Here is a 19,179-nt window from a genome sequence, read left to right as displayed (position 1 = left end):
CGAAAAATCCGAGCGTCGCGTACGGTTTAAAAACGTCGTAAATCGAGCGTCATCGGCAGCTCGTCGTTGATTTCCAGATTCGGTATCGGAAGTTTCCCTGGCGAGTGTCCGACGCGGAAGAAACGCGCCATCCGCCGGCTCTCGGCCTCATTGGCGTTCACCGGCAGGCTGTCGTAGTTGCGCCCGCCCGGATGGGCGACGTGGTACTGACAACCGCCCAGCGAGCGCCCCATCCAGGTGTCGAGCAAGTCGAACACCAGCGGTGCGTGGACCGGGATAGTCGGTTGCAGACAGTTGTACGGTTGCCAGGCACGGAAACGTACACCGGCGACGAACTCGCCGACCCGACCGGTAGGTTGTAACGGCACCGGGATGCCATTGCAGGTCAGCAGATAACGTTGCGGCGCCAACCCCGTCAGCTTGACCTGCAAACGTTCCAGGGACGAATCCACATAACGCACCGTACCGCCCGCGCTGCCCTCTTCGCCCAACACATGCCAGGGCTCCAGCGCCTGACGCAATTCCAGCTCGATGCCGCTGACGGCGTAGTCGCCGACCTTGGGAAAACGGAACTCCAGATGCGCCGCGAACCACTCTGCCCGCACCGGATAACCGGCGGCATTCAGGTCGACGATCACATCGGCGAAATCCTGCTCGATAAAGTGCGGCAGCAGGAACCGGTCGTGCAGTTCGGTGCCCCAGCGCGCCAGTTTCGGCGGCGCATAAGGCTCGCGCCAGAACCGCGCCACCAGCGCCCGCAACAACAACTGCTGAGCCAGGCTCATGCGTGCATGGGGCGGCATTTCAAAGGCTCGCAGTTCCAGCAAGCCGAGGCGTCCGGTGGCGCCGTCCGGTGAATAGAGCTTGTCGATGCAGAACTCGGCGCGGTGGGTGTTGCCGGTCACGTCGATCAGCAAATTGCGAAGCAAGCGATCCACCAGCCATGGCGGGCATTCTTCGCCTGGCGTCGGCATCTGGGCGAAGGCGATTTCCAGCTCATACAGCGAATCATTGCGCGCTTCGTCCACCCGCGGTGCCTGGGATGTCGGACCGATGAACAGCCCGGAAAACAGGTAGGACAGGGATGGGTGGTTATGCCAGTAGCTGATCAGGCTGCGCAGCAGGTCAGGACGGCGCAGAAACGGTGAGTCAGCCGGGGTCGCGCCACCCAGGACGAAATGGTTGCCGCCGCCGGTGCCGGTGTGCCGGCCATCGATCATGAACTTCTCGGTGGTCAGCCGGGTCTGGCGCGCCTCTTCATAAAGAAACTCGGTGCGTTCCACCAACTCGTCCCAGGTGGCGGACGGCTGGACGTTGACCTCGATCACGCCCGGATCCGGGGTAATGCGGAAGTTGCTCAGGCGCGGATCGCTCGGCGGTTCATAGCCTTCCAGCAATACCGGGCAATGCAGTTCCTCGGCGGTGGCTTCGATGGCGGCGACCAGCTCCAGGTAGTCCTCGACCCGCTCCAGTGGCGGCATGAACAGGTACAACCGACCTTCACGTGCTTCGGCGCAGAACGCGGTGCGGGTCAGCCAGTCGGCGGACTGGTCGATCTCGGGTACACGTTCGTCGGCCGTTTTCGGTTGAGCGTGATTCTGTAGCTGCTCGGTGTCCGGCAGCGCCGGGAAATCCTGATTCGGGTCCGTGGGGTGAATGAACGGGTACTCCGCGGCTTTCACCCAAGGCTGCGAACCGAGCGGCAAGCGATACCCCAGTGGCGAATCCCCCGGCACCAACCGGCAGTGTTCCTCGCGCAGGTACCAGCGACCGCTCTGCCATTGATCGCCCTTGGCGGTGCGCGCCAGCGGCAGGACCTGACCGATGACCTTGTCCAGGCCTTGACTGAAGACTTTGCGCAGGCGCGCACGCTCCAAAGGTTCTTCCAGGCGTGAGTCTTCAGCGCTGACGTTCTGCGGTAAGGCGCCTTCACGCCAGAGGTAATAGAAATTGTCTTCGTAGGCCGGGAACACGAAGCGTGTCGGAATTTTCAAGCGTTCGGCGACGCTCGCCAGAAAACGCCCGGCCAGTTCACCATCGGCGCCGTAATCTTCCTGCTCATCGGCAATCAGCGCGCTGTTATGCCAGATCGGCACGCCATCGCGGCGCCAATAGCAGTTCAGCGACCAGCGCGGCAGTTGCTCGCCGGGGTACCACTTGCCCTGACCGAAATGCACCAGGCCCTTGGGCGCGTAATGCTTGCGCATGCGCTGGAACAGTTCGGCGGAGAGGCGCCGCTTGTCTGGCCCGAGCGCGGCGGTGTTCCACTCGGCGCCGTCCGGGTCATCAATGGAAACGAATGTCGGCTCACCGCCCATGGTCAGGCGCACGTCGCCTTCGAGCAAATCGGCATCGATCTGCCGGCCCAACGCCTGAATCGCCAGCCATTGGTCTTCGGTGTAGGGTTTGGTAACCCTTGGCGCTTCCCAAATCCGCTCGACCGACATTTCGTGGGTGAATTCGCACTCGCACGGTTCCACCAAACCACTGATCGGTGCCGCAGAGGATGGGTCGGGACTGCACGCCAACGGAATGTGTCCTTCACCGGCAAACAACCCCGAGGTCGCGTCCAGGCCGATCCAGCCTGCACCGGGCAAATAGACTTCGCACCAGGCATGCAGGTCAGTGAAATCCACTTCAGTGCCCGAGGGACCGTCGAGGCTTTTGACGTCGGCGGTCAGCTGAATCAGGTAACCGGAAACGAATCGCGCCGCCAGGCCGAGGTTGCGCAGCAACTGCACCAACAACCACGCCGAGTCGCGGCAGGAGCCGGAAGCATGCTCGAGGGTGTATTCCGGGGTCTGTACGCCCGGCTCCATACGAATCAGGTAACCGATGTCTTCGCTCAGGCGCTGGTTGAGTGCGACGAGGAAATCCACGCTGGGCAGCGGCGTGCGGTCGATGCCGTCCAGATAGGCCTTGAATGTCGGCGTCAGGGGCAAGGTTTCCAGGTACGGCGCCAGCTCTTTGCGCTCATCCGCTGCATAGGCGAAAGGGATCTTCTCGGCGTAGGGCTCGAGGAAGAAGTCGAAGGGATTGAAGACTGCCATCTCGGCCAGCAGGTCGACCTCGATCCTCAGTTCATCGGTTTTCTCCGGGAACACCAACCGCGCCAGGTAATTGCCCTGAGGGTCTTGTTGCCAGTTGATGAAATGCTGCTCGGGCGAGACCTTCAGCGCATAGGACAGTATCCGCGTGCGGCTGTGGGCAGCCGGACGCAGGCGAACGATCTGCGGACCGAGCTCGACGGCGCGGTCGTAGCGGTAATGCGTGACGTGATGCAATGCGACATGAATCGACACGGCGTGCCTCCTGCGAGCCTTAAACTTATAGGAAAGCGCGCAAGACTTATGCCAGACAGCGGCGTTGGCGCTTTCTCCAATTGCTTGAGGCAGTACAGCACCAAAATCGGGCGATGCGGGAAATTGGTTTGGCGCAGTTGCACGCAAATGTGGCGAGGACGTGAATGTACGCGGTCTCTGTGGCGAGGGAGCTTGCTCCCGCTGGGGCGCGCAGCGGCCCTAAAAAACTGACGACTGCTTCGCAGCCGAACGGGAGCAAGCTCCCTCGCCACAATGAGATTCGTTGTTCCTGAAACGCAGAACGCCAACCCGAAGGTTGGCGTTCTGTTCAGCTCAAGCGACGTTTAGCGCGGTACAACCGGCTTGCGCGCAGGCTTCGGCCCCTTGCCTTTGGCCGCGTCCTTGCGCTCCTTGGCCGCCTGCTGGTTGCGGGCGAATGCCGCCGCCTTGGCCTGTTCACGCTTGTCCCACGGGTTGCCGCCATCGCTGGCACGCGGTGGCAGGCCGGTGTGCTGGGTCAGGATCTTGGTGGTCGTTTCCTTGGCCACTTTGTGGCTGCCGGCCGGCGTCGAGTTCTTGCGACGGGCGCTCTGGTAGCTGTCGGTCGCGGGCTGATGCAACGGGATCAACTGGTTCTTGCCCGGCCCGATCAGGTCGGCGCGGCCCATGCGGGTCAGCGCTTCACGCAGCATCGGCCAGCCTTTCGGGTCGTGATAACGCAAGAACGCTTTGTGCAGGCGGCGCTGCTCTTCGCTCTTGACGATGGTCACGCCGTCGCTCTTGTAAGTGACCTTGCGCAGCGGGTTCTTGCCCGAGTGGTACATCGCGGTGGCGGTGGCCATCGGCGACGGGTAGAACGCCTGCACCTGGTCGGCACGGAAACCGTTGCCCTTGAGCCACAGGGCCAGGTTCATCATGTCTTCGTCGGTGGTGCCCGGGTGAGCGGCGATGAAGTACGGAATCAGGTACTGCTCTTTCCCGGCTTCCTTGGTGTACTTCTCGAACATGCGCTTGAACTTGTCATAGCTGCCGATGCCCGGTTTCATCATCTGGTTGAGCGGACCTTCCTCGGTGTGTTCCGGGGCGATCTTCAGGTAACCACCGACGTGGTGGGTCACCAGCTCCTTGACGTACTCCGGCGACTCGACCGCGAGGTCGTAGCGCAGGCCGGAGGCGATCAGGATCTTCTTCACACCCGGCAAGGCCCGGGCGCTGCGATAGAGCTGGATCAGCGACGAGTGATCGGTGTTGAGGTTCGGGCAAATGCCTGGGAACACGCATGAAGGCTTGCGGCACGCGGATTCGATTTCCGGGGTCTTGCAGGCGATGCGGTACATGTTCGCGGTCGGGCCGCCGAGGTCGGAAATGACGCCGGTGAAGCCCGGGACCTTGTCGCGGATCTCTTCGATTTCGCGAATGATCGACTCTTCGGAACGGTTCTGGATGATCCGGCCTTCGTGCTCGGTAATCGAGCAGAAGGTGCAGCCACCAAAGCAGCCACGCATGATGTTCACCGAGAAACGGATCATCTCGTAGGCCGGGATCTTTTCCTTGCCGTACGCCGGGTGCGGAATGCGCGCATAGGGCATGCCGAACACGTAGTCCATTTCTTCGGTGGTCATCGGAATCGGTGGCGGGTTGAACCAGACGTCGACTTCGCCGTGCTTTTGCACCAGAGCGCGGGCGTTGCCCGGGTTGGTTTCCAGGTGCAGCACGCGGTTGGCGTGAGCGTAAAGCACCGCATCGCCACGGACTTTTTCAACCGATGGCAGACGAATGACGGTCTTGTCGCGAGTCATTTTCGGGCTGGCCAGGATCTGTACGACCTTGGCTTCTTCCGGATCTTCGACCGGTCCCTTTTCCTGCTCGATTGCGCAAGCCTGAGTGTCTTGGGTGTTCACGTACGGGTTGATGATCTTGTCGATCTTGCCCGGACGGTCGATGCGCGTGGAGTCGACTTCGTACCAGCCTTGCGGCGTATCACGACGAATGAACGCGGTACCGCGAACATCGGTGATGTCTTCGATCTTGTGACCGTAGGACAGGCGCTGGGCGACTTCGACGATCGCACGCTCGGCGTTGCCGTAGAGCAGGATGTCGGCGCAGGCGTCGATCAGGATCGAGTTGCGCACCCGATCCTGCCAGTAATCGTAGTGGGCGATGCGGCGCAGGGAGGCTTCGATGCCGCCGAGCACAATCGGTACGTGCTTGTAGGCTTCCTTGCAGCGCTGGCTGTAAACCAGACTCGCGCGGTCCGGACGTTTGCCCGCCAGGCCACCGGGGGTGTAGGCGTCGTCGGAACGGATTTTCTTGTCGGCGGTGTAGCGGTTGATCATCGAGTCCATGTTGCCGGCCGCGACACCGAAAAACAGGTTCGGCTCGCCAAGCTTCATGAAATCGTCTTTGGACTGCCAGTTCGGCTGCGCGATGATCCCGACGCGGAAGCCCTGGGCCTCCAGCAGCCGGCCGATGATCGCCATGCCGAACGACGGATGGTCGACGTAGGCATCACCGGTGACGATGATGATGTCGCAGGAATCCCAGCCGAGCTGATCCATCTCCTCCCTGCTCATGGGCAGGAATGGCGCTGGCCCGAAACATTCGGCCCAGTACTTGGGATAGTCAAATAACGGCTTGGCTGCTTGCATGTCGATAACCGGTGTTGGCTTTCATTGAATTTCGCGGGCGCGGAATATAGCACAAATTTTGACCAATTCCGACGGCTATGGTCGGAAATCGGTGGAGCTGTTTTCGCAAAAATCCCGGGGCTACATATAACCCTTGTGGCGAGGGGGCTTGCCCCCGTTGGGCTGCGAAGCGGCCCCCATAGTTTATCTGTGATACCGCAAATTCAGGATCTACGACTGCTTCGCAGCCGAACGGGGCGGTGCGGCGCTCCGACAAGCCCCCTCACCACAGAAGCCCTCGCCACAGTTATTCATCGTCGTCGAAGTTGTAGCTACCCGGCGCCAGGTTTTCAAATCGGGTGTATTTGCCGATGAAGGCCAGGCGGATAAAGCCGATCGGGCCGTTCCGCTGCTTGCCGATGATGATTTCGGCAATGCCTTTGTGTTCGGTTTCCGGGTGATACACCTCGTCCCGGTAAACGAACATGATTACGTCGGCGTCCTGCTCGATCGCTCCCGATTCCCGCAAGTCGGAGTTCACCGGGCGCTTGTTCGGGCGTTGTTCCAGGGAACGGTTGAGCTGGGACAGTGCCACCACCGGGCAGTTGAATTCCTTGGCCAGGGCTTTCAGGGACCGGGAGATCTCGGAAATCTCGTTGGTCCGGTTGTCACCACTGGACCCCGGGATCTGCATCAGTTGCAGGTAGTCGATCATGATCAGACCGATCTCACCGTGCTCACGCACCAGACGACGGGTCCGGGCGCGCATTTCCGAGGGGCTGATACCCGCCGTGTCGTCGATGAACAACTTGCGATCATTGAGCAGGTTGACCGCCGACGTCAGGCGCGGCCAGTCGTCGTCTTCCAGGCGACCGGCCCGGACCTTGGTCTGGTCGATGCGACCGAGGGACGACAGCATACGCATGATCAGCGATTCGCCTGGCATCTCGAGGGAGTAAACCAGGACAGCCTTCTCGCTGCGTAGCACGGCGTTTTCCACCAGGTTCATCGCAAAGGTGGTTTTACCCATGGACGGACGGCCGGCGACGATGATCAGGTCGGCCGGTTGCAGGCCACTGGTCTTCTCGTCGAGGTCGGTGTAACCGGTGGACAGGCCGGTGATCGAGTTATCGGTGTTGAACAAGGTGTCGATGCGGTCGATGGCCTTGGTCAGCAGGTCGTTGACGCTGACCGGGCCGCCGGTTTTCGGACGGGCCTCGGCGATCTGGAAGATCTGCCGTTCAGCCTCGTCGAGAATCTCGGCGGCGGTGCGGCCTTCAGGGTTGAAAGCGCTGTCGGCGATTTCGGTACTGATGCCGATCAACTGGCGCAGGGTTGCCCGCTCGCGAACGATCTGGGCATAGGCCTTGATGTTGGCGACGGACGGCGTGTTTTTTGCCAGTTCGCCAAGGTAACCGAGACCGCCGACCTGGGACGTCTGACCTTCCTTGTCCAATTGCTCGGCCAGGGTCACGACGTCGATCGGCTGGTTCTGGTCCGCCAGTTTGGCGATGGCCCGGAAGATCAGGCGGTGGTCATGCCGATAGAAATCGCCGTCGGAGACTTGATCGAGCACGCGCTCCCAGGCGTTGTTGTCCAGCATCAGACCACCGAGCACGGCCTGTTCGGCCTCGATGGAATGCGGCGGCACCTTCAGGGCAGCGGTTTGCAGATCGTATTGCTCGGGAGCGGAGATATCGTTCATGGCCACTTGGTTTATTCAGGAAAAGCAGGAGTTGTGAAAATCAGGAACTGCAGAAAGACAAAGGGCACGACCTGTAAACAGGATCGTGCCCGATGTTACCGGCAAGCACCCGAGGGTGCCAGCCGACAAGTACTGCTTAAGCTGCTACCACGACAACGCGTACGGTGGCTTCAACTTCGGCGTGCAGGTGCACGGCTACGTCGAATTCGCCTACGTTGCGGATGGTGCCGTTCGGCAGACGAACTTCGCTTTTTGCAACTTCAACGCCAGAGGCGGTCAGTGCATCAGCGATGTCGTGGGTGCCGATCGAACCGAACAGCTTGCCTTCGTCACCAGCGGTGGCAGTGATAGTCACTTCCAGCTCAGCCAGTTGGGCGGCGCGGCTTTCAGCCGATGCTTTACGGTCTGCTGCGGCTTTTTCCAGCTCAGCGCGACGCTCTTCGAACGCAGCCAGGTTGGCTGGGGTCGCAGCGGTAGCTTTGCCGTATGGCAGCAGGTAGTTACGACCGTAACCAGCCTTAACGTTCACTTTGTCACCCAGGTTGCCCAGGTTGGTGACTTTTTCCAGAAGGATCAGTTGCATGTGAAAATCCTCTTAACTTTTAACCTTCACCGTTCGCGCTATCGGCATCTTTCGGTGCCGAACGACCGCGAAAATCAATCAGGCTGTCGACGATGGCCAGAACCACCAGCAACGGATAGATCAGCTGCATGAACAGCAACAGCGTGACGTACAACCCCACCAGCCAGAATTTGGCCAGTCGCTTTTGCGCCACCAGCCCGTGAATCAGGGCCAGTCCGGCGAACACCAGCGGTACGCTGCACAACGGCGTCAACATGGCCATCTGCGGGCCAAGATTTGGCCCCAGAAGCATTAACGCCAGCAGCAACATCGCCGGTCCCAGCGGGATTCGGATGGCGCGAAACTCGCGACCAAAACCACCCGGGTTGTACAACAACGCCTGCCAGTAGCGCCCGACAATCAGGCTCAGCACACTGACGATTTGCAACAAGGCCGCAATCAGGCCGGTCAGGACCGGTGCAATCAGGGACGCAAAGCGCGCTTGCTCGTCTACCGACAATTGCTGGTAGACCTCACCGAGTAGCGACGGCATGACTTTTATCAAAGCCTGCGCCAGCATCTCGATCTGGGGCGCAAAAGCCGCCCCCAGCACCACTGAAAACACCAATCCCATCGCTATGCTGACCAGCAGCACGCGGTTCCAGGACTCGCTTGCGCGCAAAACCAACGCAAGGCTCGAAGACCCCAGCAGCACCAGAAGTGCCCGTGGGTCGTCGAAGAAAAGCCACCAGATCAACGCCGGCAGCAGTCCCAGAGCAAGTACGCCAACGGCGTCCTTCAATCCGCGCCGCAGGAGCACAAGGCATCCAGCGGCAGCACCCAACCAATACAACAACGGCAATGTTGCGCATCCGGCCACTACCAGAGTGGCCTGCATACGGCCGCGCATGATGAACTCAGCTAAGGCGCGCATGCATTCAATCCTTTGCTACGTGTCGACTGCCCGGTCTCAGCGGCCGTGGCTGTCGGTGTAGGCCAGCAGGGCCAGGAAGCGGGCGCGCTTGATAGCGGTGGCCAGCTGACGCTGATAACGTGCTTTGGTACCGGTGATGCGGCTTGGAACGATTTTGCCGGTCTCGGATACGTAAGCTTTCAGAGTGTTGAGATCTTTGTAATCGATCTCTTTCACGTCTTCAGCGGTGAAGCGGCAGAATTTACGACGACGGAAGAAACGTGCCATGTAATAGGCTCCTCAAAAGGTCCGTGGATTACTCGTCAGCGTTATCGCTGTTGTCGCTGTCATCACTGTCAACGCCTTCAGCGTCGGAGTGCTCAGGACGGTCGCGACGCTCACGGCGCTCACTGCGGTTTTCTTCAGCCTTGAGCATCTCGGATTGGCCGGTAACGGCTTCTTCGCGACGGATGACCAGGTTACGGATCACTGCATCGTTGTAGCGGAAGTTGTCTTCCAGCTCGGCCAGGGCCTTGCCAGTGCACTCAACGTTCAGCATCACGTAGTGAGCCTTGTGAACATTGTTGATTGCGTAGGCCAGTTGACGACGGCCCCAATCTTCCAGACGGTGGATTTTGCCGCCGTCTTCTTCGATCAGCTTGGTGTAACGCTCAACCATGCCGCCGACTTGCTCGCTTTGATCCGGGTGGACCAAAAAGATGATTTCGTAATGACGCATGAATGCTCCTTACGGGTTGTAGCCTGCCGCTCAAAAGCGGTCAGACAAGGAGTGAATGACACTTATGGACTTGCTTGCGATAGACACATGCGTGCCTGCCGTCACAGCAAGGGGCGCAATTGTAGAGAAGGGTCGAGGGAGGTGCAAGGCAATTGGTGATTATTTGAACAATCACCCGAACTAAAATCCGAACACCTGTAGGACTGTAGGACTGTAGGAGCTGTCGAGTGAAACGAGGCTGCGATCTTTTGATCTCGAAAAATCAAAGTCAAAATATCGCAGCCTCGTTTCACTCGACAGCTCCTACAAGAGGAGTGTCAGGACTTTTTGGCGGTCCCGGCGGCTTTGACGCCGCGCTGGCGCAGCGCTTCGAACAGGCAGACGCCGGTGGCGACGGACACGTTGAGGCTGCTGACGCTGCCAGCCATCGGCAGGCGCACCAAATAGTCGCAAAGGTCGCGAGTCAGGCGGCGCATGCCGCTACCTTCGGCACCCATGATCAGGATGGTCGGGCCCGTCAGGTCCTGCTGATACAGATCCTGCTCAGCCTCGCCCGCCGTACCGACGACCCACAAGCCGCGCTGCTTGAGTTTTTCCAGGGTGCGCGCCAGGTTGGTCACGGCGACCAACGGAATCACTTCCGCCGCGCCACAAGCAACTTTTCGAACCGTCGGGGTCAGCGTGGCTGATTTGTCCTTCGGCACGATCACCGCCAGCGCGCCGGCCGCATCGGCCGAACGCAGGCAAGCGCCGAGGTTGTGCGGATCGGTCACACCGTCGAGCACCAGCAGCAACGGTGCGCCTTCGGTGCGATCGAGCAGCTCGTCGAGCATCGCCTCGCCCCAGACCTGGCTCGGGCTCACGTCCGCCACCACGCCCTGGTGCACGCCTTCAACCCAGGCATCCAGCTCACGACGCTCAGCCTGACCGACGGCCACGCGATTTTCGGCAGCGAGTTCGATCAGCGTCTGAACCCGCGGATCGCTGCGGCCTTCAGCCAGCCAGATCTGCTTGACGCGTTTTGGGTGGTGACGCAGCAACGCTTCTACCGCGTGCACGCCGTAGATCTTTTCCAACTGACTCATGACTTGGCCTTAGGTTTACGCGCCCCGCCGCTTCTGGCGGCTGGAGCGGAACCCGCTTTTGGCGGGCCTTTACGGTGTTTGCTCGGTTTGGCTGGCTTGCCGCCGGAGGCCTTTTCAGGCGCCGACCGCCCGGTCTTTCCCCCAGACGCCGCTTTACCGCCGCTTTTCGCTTCAGACAGCAATGCCTGTTTCATTTCACGACTTTTGCGCAACTCGGCATTTTTTGCCGCCGCATCGCTCGGACGATAGGCCTCGACGGCCTTTTCCTTGGCAGGACGACGCCCGGCCTTGGCCAGTACCGGCTCGGCAGCTGTTTTGATAGCAGGCGCTGCGGTTTCAGTGCCGCGCTTTTTGCGACCGATCGGTGCGCTGATGGTTTTTTCGGCCATCTCGAAGTCGATCTTGCGCTCGTCGAGGTCGACGCGCATGACGCGCACTTCAACAGTGTCGCCCAGGCGGAAGCTACGACCGGTACGCTCACCGGCGAGGCGGTGGTGTACAGGATCGAAGTGGTAGTAGTCGCCCGGCAGCGCGGTGACGTGCACCAGGCCTTCGACGTAAATATCGGTCAGTTCGACGAACAGGCCGAAACCGGTCACGGCGGTGATCACCCCCGGGAACGATTCGCCCACGCGGTCTTTCATGAACTCGCACTTGAGCCAGTTCACTACGTCGCGGGTCGCTTCGTCGGCACGACGCTCGCTCATCGAGCACTGCTCGCCGAGCTGCTCCAGGATCGCTTCGTCGTACGGATAGATCCGCGCTTTCGGAATGGTCATCGCGCCAGCACGGCGAACGTGCGGGGTGTCCATTTTCGAATGGATGACGCTGCGAATCGCCCGGTGCGTGAGCAAGTCCGGGTAGCGGCGAATCGGCGAAGTGAAGTGGGTATAGGCTTCGTAATTCAGGCCGAAGTGGCCCTGGTTATCGGCGCTGTACACCGCCTGGCTCAACGAGCGCAGCATGACGGTCTGGATCAGGTGGAAATCCGGACGATCCTTGATGCCCGCGAGCAAAGCCTGGTAATCCTTCGGCGACGGGCCGTCCTTGCCTTTGTGCAGGGACAGGCCGAGCTCGCCGAGGAAGGCGCGCAGTTTTTCCAGACGCTCCGGTGGCGGACCGTCGTGGACGCGATACAACGCAGGAATTTCGTGCTTTTTCAGGAATTCGGCGGTGGCCACGTTGGCCGCCAGCATGCATTCTTCAATCAGCTTGTGAGCATCGTTGCGAACGGTCGGACGGATTTCGGCAATCTTGCGCTCGGAACCGAAGATGATCCGGGTTTCCTGGGTTTCGAAATCGATCGCGCCACGCACGTGACGGGCCGCCAGCAGAACCTTGTACAGCGAGTACAGCTGCTTGAGGTGCGGCAGAACGTTGGTGTATTCACCACGCAGCTGACGCGCTTCGGTGACTTTTGGCGTCTCCAGCATGGTGCTGACCTTGTTGTAGGTCAGGCGGGCATGGGAGTGAATCACCGCTTCGTAGAAGCAGTAGTCGGTCATTTCGCCGGATTTGGAGATAGTCATCTCGCAAACCATGGCCAGGCGATCGACGTGCGGGTTCAGCGAGCACAGGCCGTTGGACAGCTGCTCAGGCAGCATCGGCACCACGCGCTCGGGGAAGTACACCGAGTTGCCGCGAACCTGGGATTCGTTATCCAGCGCCGAACCGATTTTCACATAGCTGGAAACGTCAGCGATCGCCACGTACAACTTCCAGCCACCGGAGAACAGGCGCAGCTTGCCCGGCTTGGCTTCGCAGTAGACCGCGTCATCGAAGTCGCGCGCATCTTCACCGTCGATGGTCACGAACGGCAGATGACGCAGGTCGATGCGCTTCTCTTTGTCTTTCTCTTCGACTTCAGGCTTGAGCTTGGCGGCTTCTTTCAAGACCGCTTCAGGCCAGACGTGCGGAATATCGTAGGTGCGCAGGGCAACATCGATTTCCATGCCCGGCGCCATGTAGTTACCCACCACCTCGACCACGTCGCCTTGCGGCTGGAAGCGTGGCGTCGGCCAGTGAGTGATCTTCACTTCGACGAACTGACCGATCTGCGCGTTGGCGTTGCGACCTGGCGTCACCAGCACTTCTTGCTGGATCTTCGGATTGTCCGCGACGACGAAACCGATACCGCCCTCTTCGAAGTAACGACCGACGATGCTCTCGTGGGCACGGGACACCACTTCGACAATCATGCCTTCGCGGCGACCGCGACGGTCGAGGCCGGAAACTCGTGCCAGGGCACGGTCGCCATCGAACACCAGGCGCATTTGCGCCGGGCTCATGAACAGGTCGTCACTGCCGTCGTCCGGGACCAGGAAGCCGAAACCGTCACGGTGACCGCTGATGCGGCCCAGGATCAGGTCGAGCTTGTCCACCGGCGCATAAGTGCCGCGACGGGTATAGATCAGTTGAGCGTCGCGCTCCATGGCGCGCAGGCGGCGGCGCAGGGCTTCGATCTGGTCTTCTGTGGTCAGACCAAACTCTTCGACCAGCTGCTCGCGGTTAGCAGGCGAACCTCGATCAGCAAGGTGCTGAAGGATCAGTTCGCGGCTAGGAATAGGGTTTTCATATTTTTCCGCTTCACGAGCGGCCTCGGGATCGAGGGACTGCCAATCGGCCATTAGAGAGTTTTCACCTTGTCTATATGCGGGTTAGTTTGGCATAGGCGTAATGAAACGGGAAATTTCAGGCTGTGACAGCCCATCTAAAGCCCTTTATCGACACCGCGAAGCTGATTTGAATGCCGTCGGTAAAATTTTCCAGGTTTTTTTGATGACAGGGGTTTACAGTTAAAAAGACGCTCCGTATAGTGCGCGCCATCGACGACGCACTAGCGCTGCCGATACTGCCCAGATGGTGAAATTGGTAGACACGCCAGCTTCAGGTGCTGGTGACCGCAAGGTCGTGGAAGTTCGAGTCTTCTTCTGGGCACCAATTTCGAGCTTGAGATTAGATCAATTTCAAGGCTCACACAAAAACCCGCGAAAGCGGGTTTTTGCATTCCAGGCTTCTGAATTATTAAAATTAAATCAGGGGTTTACAGATCAAAATGCTCTCCGTATAGTGCGCCACATCAACAGCGGCAACGCTGAAGATCATGCCCAGATGGTGAAATTGGTAGACACGCCAGCTTCAGGTGCTGGTGACCGCAAGGTCGTGGAAGTTCGAGTCTTCTTCTGGGCACCAATTCAAATTCAAGGTCACGATCTTGAATTTCACAAAAACCCGCGAAAGCGGGTTTTTGCGTTTCTGGCCTTTGAAGCCATCGCCGCCCTTTGTGGCGAGGGAGCTTGCTCCCGCTGGGCTGCGAAGCGGCCCCCTCATTCTTTCAGTCAAACCTTATTGCCCGGTTTTGCGACTGCTCCGCAGCCGAGCGGGAGCAAGCTCCCTCGCCACAGAAGTCTGCACCAGGCCCTCTAGCAAACCCTCACCCGCCCCGCAAGGCGCACTTGAGAAACAATATCGTTTATCATTGTTTCAAGTTTTTGCAATGCGACAGTGAGGAACCCTGCGAATGATGTTTCGAAATACCCTGCGCCGCGGCCTGACCATCACCCTCCTCGGCCTGACACTCGCCACGCCCCTCACCCAAGCCGCCGATCCGGTTTCCCTGACACTCTATAACGGTCAACACAAGGAAGTCGGCGACGCGGTCGCCAAAGCCTTCGAAGCCAAGACAGGGATTCACGTCAATGTGCGCAAGGGCAGCAGCAACCAGCTCGCCAGCCAGATCGTCGAAGAAGGCGATCGCTCCCCCGCCGACGTGATCTACACCGAAGAATCGCCACCGCTGAACAAGCTCGGCGAACAAGGCCTGCTGGCAAAAGCCGATGCCGCCACGCTTGAAGTCCTGCCCAAGGATTACGTTGCCGGTAATGGCACCTGGATTGGCATCACGGCACGGGTCCGGGTCGTCGCTTTCAACCCTAAACTGATCGACGAGAAAGACCTGCCCAAGTCAGTGATGGAGTTCTCCAATCCAAAATGGCAAGGCAAGGTCGGCTTCGTGCCTTCCAGCGGTGCCTTCCAGGAACAGGCCGTGGCGATTATCAAGGTCCACGGGATGGACGCCGCCGAAGAGTGGCTGACCGGCCTGCGCGCGTTCGGCAAGACCTACAGCAACAACATGGTTGCACTGAAAGCCGTGGAAAATGGCGAAGTCGCCACCGTGCTGGTGAACAACTATTACTGGTTCGCCTTGCAGCGTGAAAAAGGCCAACTCGACTCGAAACTGCATTACTTCACCGGTGGCGACGTCGGCGGACTGATCACCGTTTCCAGCGCTGGCGTACTGAAATCCAGCAAACATCCAAAAGAAGCCCAACAATTGCTCGCCTATATGGCCAGCGAAGAAGGTCAGCGCGTGATCACCCAGACCACCGCCGAATACCCACTGCACAAGGGTATGGCATCGGATCGCGGGCTCAAGCCATTCAGCGAACTGCAAGCGCCGAACGTCACGCCAGCCGACCTCGGCAACGCCGAAGAAGCCCTGGACCTGGAACGTGACGTTGGCTTGAACTGATGAGCACCTCGTTATCCGCCCCCGCCTCGCGTGGGGGCTACATGCCACGGCGCAAGCGGCCATCGATCTGGCTGCTGCTACCGGTTCTGCTGCTGGTGGTACTCAGCCTGTTGCCACTGGCCTATGTCGGTCTCAAAACCTGGCAAGCCGGCTGGGTCGAGGCACTGCATCTGCTGTGGCGGCCCTACGTGTTTGGCCTGCTGCGCAATACCCTGGCGCTGATGCTGGGCGTGACACTGGCCTGCGGTGTGATTGGCTTGTCACTCGCCTGGCTGCTGGAGCGCAGCAATCTGCCGGGACGGCGGTTATGGGGCGTGATTCTGTGCCTGCCGTTCGCGGTGCCGGCATTTGTCAGCAGCTTCACCTGGGTGTCCCTGAGCGCTCACTTCGAAGGGCTGGGTGGGGCGATTCTGGTGATGACGCTGTCCAAGTACCCGCTGATCTTTCTGCCGGTCGCGGCAACGCTGCGCAATCTCGACCCCTCTCTTGAAGAGTCTGCCCGCACCCTGGGGCAGAATCGTTGGGGTGTATTCTTCAAAATCACCCTGCCCCTGCTCTGGCCGTCACTGCTGGCCGGTTCACTGTTGATTGCGCTGCACATGCTGGTGGAGTTCGGCGCGCTGTCGATCATCGGCCTGCAAACCTTTACCACGGCGATCTATCAGCAGTTCGAACTGGAATTCAGCAACGCCAATGCAGCGATGCTTTCTGCGGTGTTGCTGGCGCTGTGCCTGGTGCTGCTATGGCTTGAGTTACGCGTGCGCGGCAAAGGCCGTCACGTACGCACCGGTCAGGGCGCTGCGCGACATGCGGAGCAGGTTCGCCTCGGGCCGTGGACGGCTGTGGGACAACTTTACTGCTTGCTGCTGGCGATCATCGGCAGCGGCATTCCACTGGGAATGCTGGCGTACTGGCTGATGGTGGGTTCCTCGGCAGCGTTCCCGGTGGCCGCGATCAGCGAGGCATTGCTCTCGTCGCTGGCGCTGTCGCTCGGTGGCGCTGCGCTGTGCCTGGTGCTGGCGGTGCCGGTGGGGTTGCTGGTGGTGCGCCATAAAGGCCGACTGGCAATCTGGGCCGAGCGCTTGCCGTATCTGCTGCATGCACTGCCGGGATTGGTGATTGCGCTGACCCTGGTGTATTTCGCCCTGCATTATGTGCCAGTGCTGTACCAGACCTCGGCGTTGCTGCTGATTGCCTATGCGCTGTTGTTTCTGCCACTGGCGCAGGCACCGATTCGCACTGCACTGAACAAGGCCGCGCCGCAATTGGAAGAAGCCGCACGCACGCTGGGGGCGTCGTCTTTCAGCGCGTTTTGTCGGGTGACCCTGCCCATCATCTTCCCCGCCCTGGGCGCTGCGTTTGCGCTGGTGTTTCTGGATGCAATGAAGGAACTGACGGCGACGCTGCTGCTGAGCCCGACCGGGCTCAATACTCTGGCGACGGAAGTCTGGGCGCATACCGCGAATGTGGAGTTCGCGGCGGCGGCGCCTTATGCGGCGTTGTTGATATTAGTGTCGGGATTACCGGTGTACCTGCTGACGACGCGGATGTATTTGAGCCGCTGATAAAGCAAAAGATCGCAGCCTTCGGCAGCTCCTACACAGGGATATGCGTTTCCACTGTAGGAGCTGCCGAAGACTGCGATCTTTTGATCTGCGGGGTTTATTACGCCCTGAACTGCCCCAGGCTCGCCTTCAACTGCGCCGCCAACCCATCCAGCACCTTGCCGCTGGCCGTGGTCTCCACGACCGCCTGAGCTGCTTTCTCAGCTTGAGCATGAATGGTCTCAACCCGCCCACGCACGGCCTGCGCACCTTGCGCCTGATGCGCCGCGGCCTGGGTCGCCAGGCCGATCGCCGCATGCACCTGCTCGACCGACGCCTGCACCGACTGCTGCAACCGCGCACTGTCGCGCAACACCAGCAAACCTTCACTGGCCTGACGCCCAGCCTGCCCGATTGCCGCAACAGCCTCACGCGCGCCCTGCTGCAGCGCAACAATGTGCGCCTGAATGTCACCGGTGGAGCTCTGCGTCTTGCTCGCCAGCGCCCGCACCTCGTCCGCCACCACGGCAAACCCACGACCGGTCTCGCCGGCACGCGCAGCTTCAATGGCCGCGTTCAGCGCCAGCAAGTTGGTTTGTTCGGCGATCCCGTGAATCACCGTCAGCACCACTTCAATCTGCTCACTCTGCTGCGCCAGACGCTCGATGACTTTCGCACCGGTGTCGACTTGTCCGGCCAATGCCTCGATGAGACTGCCGACTTTCGCCGAAGTCCGGGTGTTCTCATCCGTGGCCTGACGAATGCCCACCACCTGCTGCAAAGCGGCCTGCATGGCGTGGCTTTCAGATTGAGCCTCATCAGCCATTTGCGACAACGCGCGCAGGCTTTCGGCCACTTCATCGCGCTGCATGCCAGCCGCCGCATCGGCACCGGCATTGCGCAGGGTCATGGCGCCGATTTCCACGCCGGTACGCTGAGCCACATCGCCCGCCTCACGCACGATCGGCTGCAATTTATCCACAAAGCGATTGACCGCCGAGGCCATGTCGCCGATCTCGTCCTGGCTGTTGATCTGCACGCGCTTGGTCAGGTCGCCCTCACCCGCCGCCAGGTCATCCATCGCGACAATGAGCATTTTCAGGCGATTGACCACTCGACGCCCCAGCACCACCGCCAGTAACAGCAGCACACCGAAACCCACCACCGCCAGGCCCATGCCGATGCGCCAGCGCAAAGCCCCCGCGGCTTCCTGCACAGCGCCCGTGGTGTTGGCTTTCATTTCAGAAGCGGTGGACTGCGCCGACTGTAGACGCCCGCGCATCGCCGTTGCGCTGTCGGCCGCCGCACCTTTGAGGCTGTCACCCACCAATTGATCGCTGCTGGCGATCAGCGCCGAGAAGCGCTTGTCCAGCGCCGCCAGATCGGTTTCCACGGAGGCAGTTGAGACCCCCATCAAGACCTTGCCGATTTCCACCCCATTGGGACTGATCGAAGCCTCAAGGTAGTAGACCGAAGGATCGCTCTTCGCTGCATCCAGCACCTTATCCAGCGCCCGCTCACCCTGGCCTTTCTCCAGCAGCCCCTTGTTGATCGGGTTCTCTCGGTTGAGGTAGCGCGTCAGGTGCTGGCCCGTGGCGTCGTCATAGACCACGAACAGCACGTTGGGATTGCGCTGGGCGCGGCGAGCGAATTCGGACAGGGTAGGAATGTCGCTGTCCCACATGGCGCGGGGTGCGACCGAGGCCAGAAGTTGCGCCATGTCATTGGCCGATTCCTTCAGGTCCTTCTCCAGCGTCGTACGCAGTTGAGCCTGCTCGTCTTTCAAACGTGAAGACAGCCCAGCGGTCAGGCGCTGACGGGTACTGCTGGACAGGTTATCCAGGCTCGACGTGACTTCACGCCCCGCCTGCTCCAGCTCACTGGAGAGCTTTTGGCTATCGGCGCCCAGGCGCACGCCCAGATCGGTTTCCAGCGCAGTCACCGTGCTCCGGGTCAGAGCGACAGCCACCAGCACCTGCACCAAAAGGGCGATACCAAGGGTAACGAACACGGGCCGCAACAAACGGCTTTGTAACAGTGAGAGAACGGCCGACACAGGAAATCCCTCTACTCTAACGCCATTAAATTGATGGCATTCTGAAGGCGATATTCACAGCAAAGGTCATGCCGTCCAACAGGCATAAACGACAAAGGCCCCGATTAAGGGGCCT

General features: G+C 60.3%; 12 protein-coding genes and 2 tRNA genes. 4 read left to right on the top strand and 10 right to left on the bottom strand.

Features of this window, described 5'->3' with window-relative positions:
• Nucleotides 1-26: 26 nt before the first annotated feature.
• From ACEN9A_RS02095 to rnr, 9 genes are all read right to left on the bottom strand, one after another.
• The gene (locus ACEN9A_RS02095) at nt 27-3,302 is read right to left on the bottom strand and encodes a transglutaminase family protein (protein ID WP_258672202.1); all 3,276 of its coding nucleotides are present in this window, start codon (nt 3,300-3,302) and stop codon (nt 27-29) included.
• Between the two features lie 344 nt (nt 3,303-3,646).
• On the bottom strand, nt 3,647-5,950 hold the full coding sequence (locus ACEN9A_RS02090; protein WP_258672201.1) for a YgiQ family radical SAM protein: 2,304 nt from the start codon (nt 5,948-5,950) through the stop codon (nt 3,647-3,649).
• Between the two features lie 286 nt (nt 5,951-6,236).
• On the bottom strand, nt 6,237-7,634 hold the full coding sequence (gene dnaB / locus ACEN9A_RS02085; protein WP_019650685.1) for a replicative DNA helicase: 1,398 nt from the start codon (nt 7,632-7,634) through the stop codon (nt 6,237-6,239).
• A 136-nt stretch (nt 7,635-7,770) separates the two neighbouring features.
• Entirely contained in the window at nt 7,771-8,217 is a 447-nt protein-coding gene (rplI, locus tag ACEN9A_RS02080; protein ID WP_007939577.1) for a 50S ribosomal protein L9, read from the bottom strand.
• Between the two features lie 19 nt (nt 8,218-8,236).
• On the bottom strand, nt 8,237-9,130 hold the full coding sequence (locus tag ACEN9A_RS02075; RefSeq protein WP_019582207.1) for a YybS family protein: 894 nt from the start codon (nt 9,128-9,130) through the stop codon (nt 8,237-8,239).
• 36 nt (nt 9,131-9,166) lie between these two features.
• Entirely contained in the window at nt 9,167-9,397 is a 231-nt protein-coding gene (rpsR, locus tag ACEN9A_RS02070; RefSeq protein ID WP_002551829.1) for a 30S ribosomal protein S18, read from the bottom strand.
• Between the two features lie 28 nt (nt 9,398-9,425).
• Entirely contained in the window at nt 9,426-9,848 is a 423-nt protein-coding gene (gene rpsF, locus ACEN9A_RS02065; protein WP_007939579.1) for a 30S ribosomal protein S6, read from the bottom strand.
• Between the two features lie 317 nt (nt 9,849-10,165).
• Nucleotides 10,166-10,933 (bottom strand): 23S rRNA (guanosine(2251)-2'-O)-methyltransferase RlmB, encoded by a 768-nt coding sequence (rlmB, locus tag ACEN9A_RS02060; RefSeq protein WP_018928494.1) that lies wholly within the window; start codon nt 10,931-10,933, stop codon nt 10,166-10,168.
• Entirely contained in the window at nt 10,930-13,560 is a 2,631-nt protein-coding gene (gene rnr, locus ACEN9A_RS02055; RefSeq protein WP_258672200.1) for a ribonuclease R, read from the bottom strand. The genes rlmB and rnr overlap by 4 nt, the downstream gene beginning before the upstream one ends.
• A gap of 226 nt (nt 13,561-13,786) precedes the next feature.
• Between rnr and ACEN9A_RS02050 the strand changes: the two genes are divergently transcribed.
• From ACEN9A_RS02050 to ACEN9A_RS02035, 4 genes are all read left to right on the top strand, one after another.
• Nucleotides 13,787-13,873, top strand: a tRNA-Leu gene (locus tag ACEN9A_RS02050).
• A 165-nt stretch (nt 13,874-14,038) separates the two neighbouring features.
• Nucleotides 14,039-14,125 (top strand) — tRNA-Leu (locus tag ACEN9A_RS02045).
• Nucleotides 14,126-14,453: 328 nt separating this feature from the next.
• Nucleotides 14,454-15,464, top strand: coding sequence for an extracellular solute-binding protein (locus ACEN9A_RS02040; RefSeq protein ID WP_258672199.1), 1,011 nt, complete (start codon nt 14,454-14,456; stop codon nt 15,462-15,464).
• Nucleotides 15,464-17,029: an ABC transporter permease gene (locus tag ACEN9A_RS02035; protein WP_258672198.1), complete on the top strand. Its 1,566-nt coding sequence runs from the start codon at nt 15,464-15,466 to the stop codon at nt 17,027-17,029. Before ACEN9A_RS02040 ends, ACEN9A_RS02035 begins: the two co-directional genes overlap by 1 nt.
• A 100-nt stretch (nt 17,030-17,129) precedes the next feature.
• On the opposite strand, the gene ACEN9A_RS02030 is transcribed toward ACEN9A_RS02035, so the two are convergent.
• Nucleotides 17,130-19,064 (bottom strand): methyl-accepting chemotaxis protein, encoded by a 1,935-nt coding sequence (locus ACEN9A_RS02030; protein WP_258672194.1) that lies wholly within the window; start codon nt 19,062-19,064, stop codon nt 17,130-17,132.
• Between the last annotated feature and the right edge of the window lie 115 nt (nt 19,065-19,179).

Source organism: Pseudomonas sp. Pseusp18, from assembly GCF_059506005.1.
Note: the sequence above shows the minus strand (reverse complement) of the source record. Positions and strands in the feature narration are given on the sequence as shown.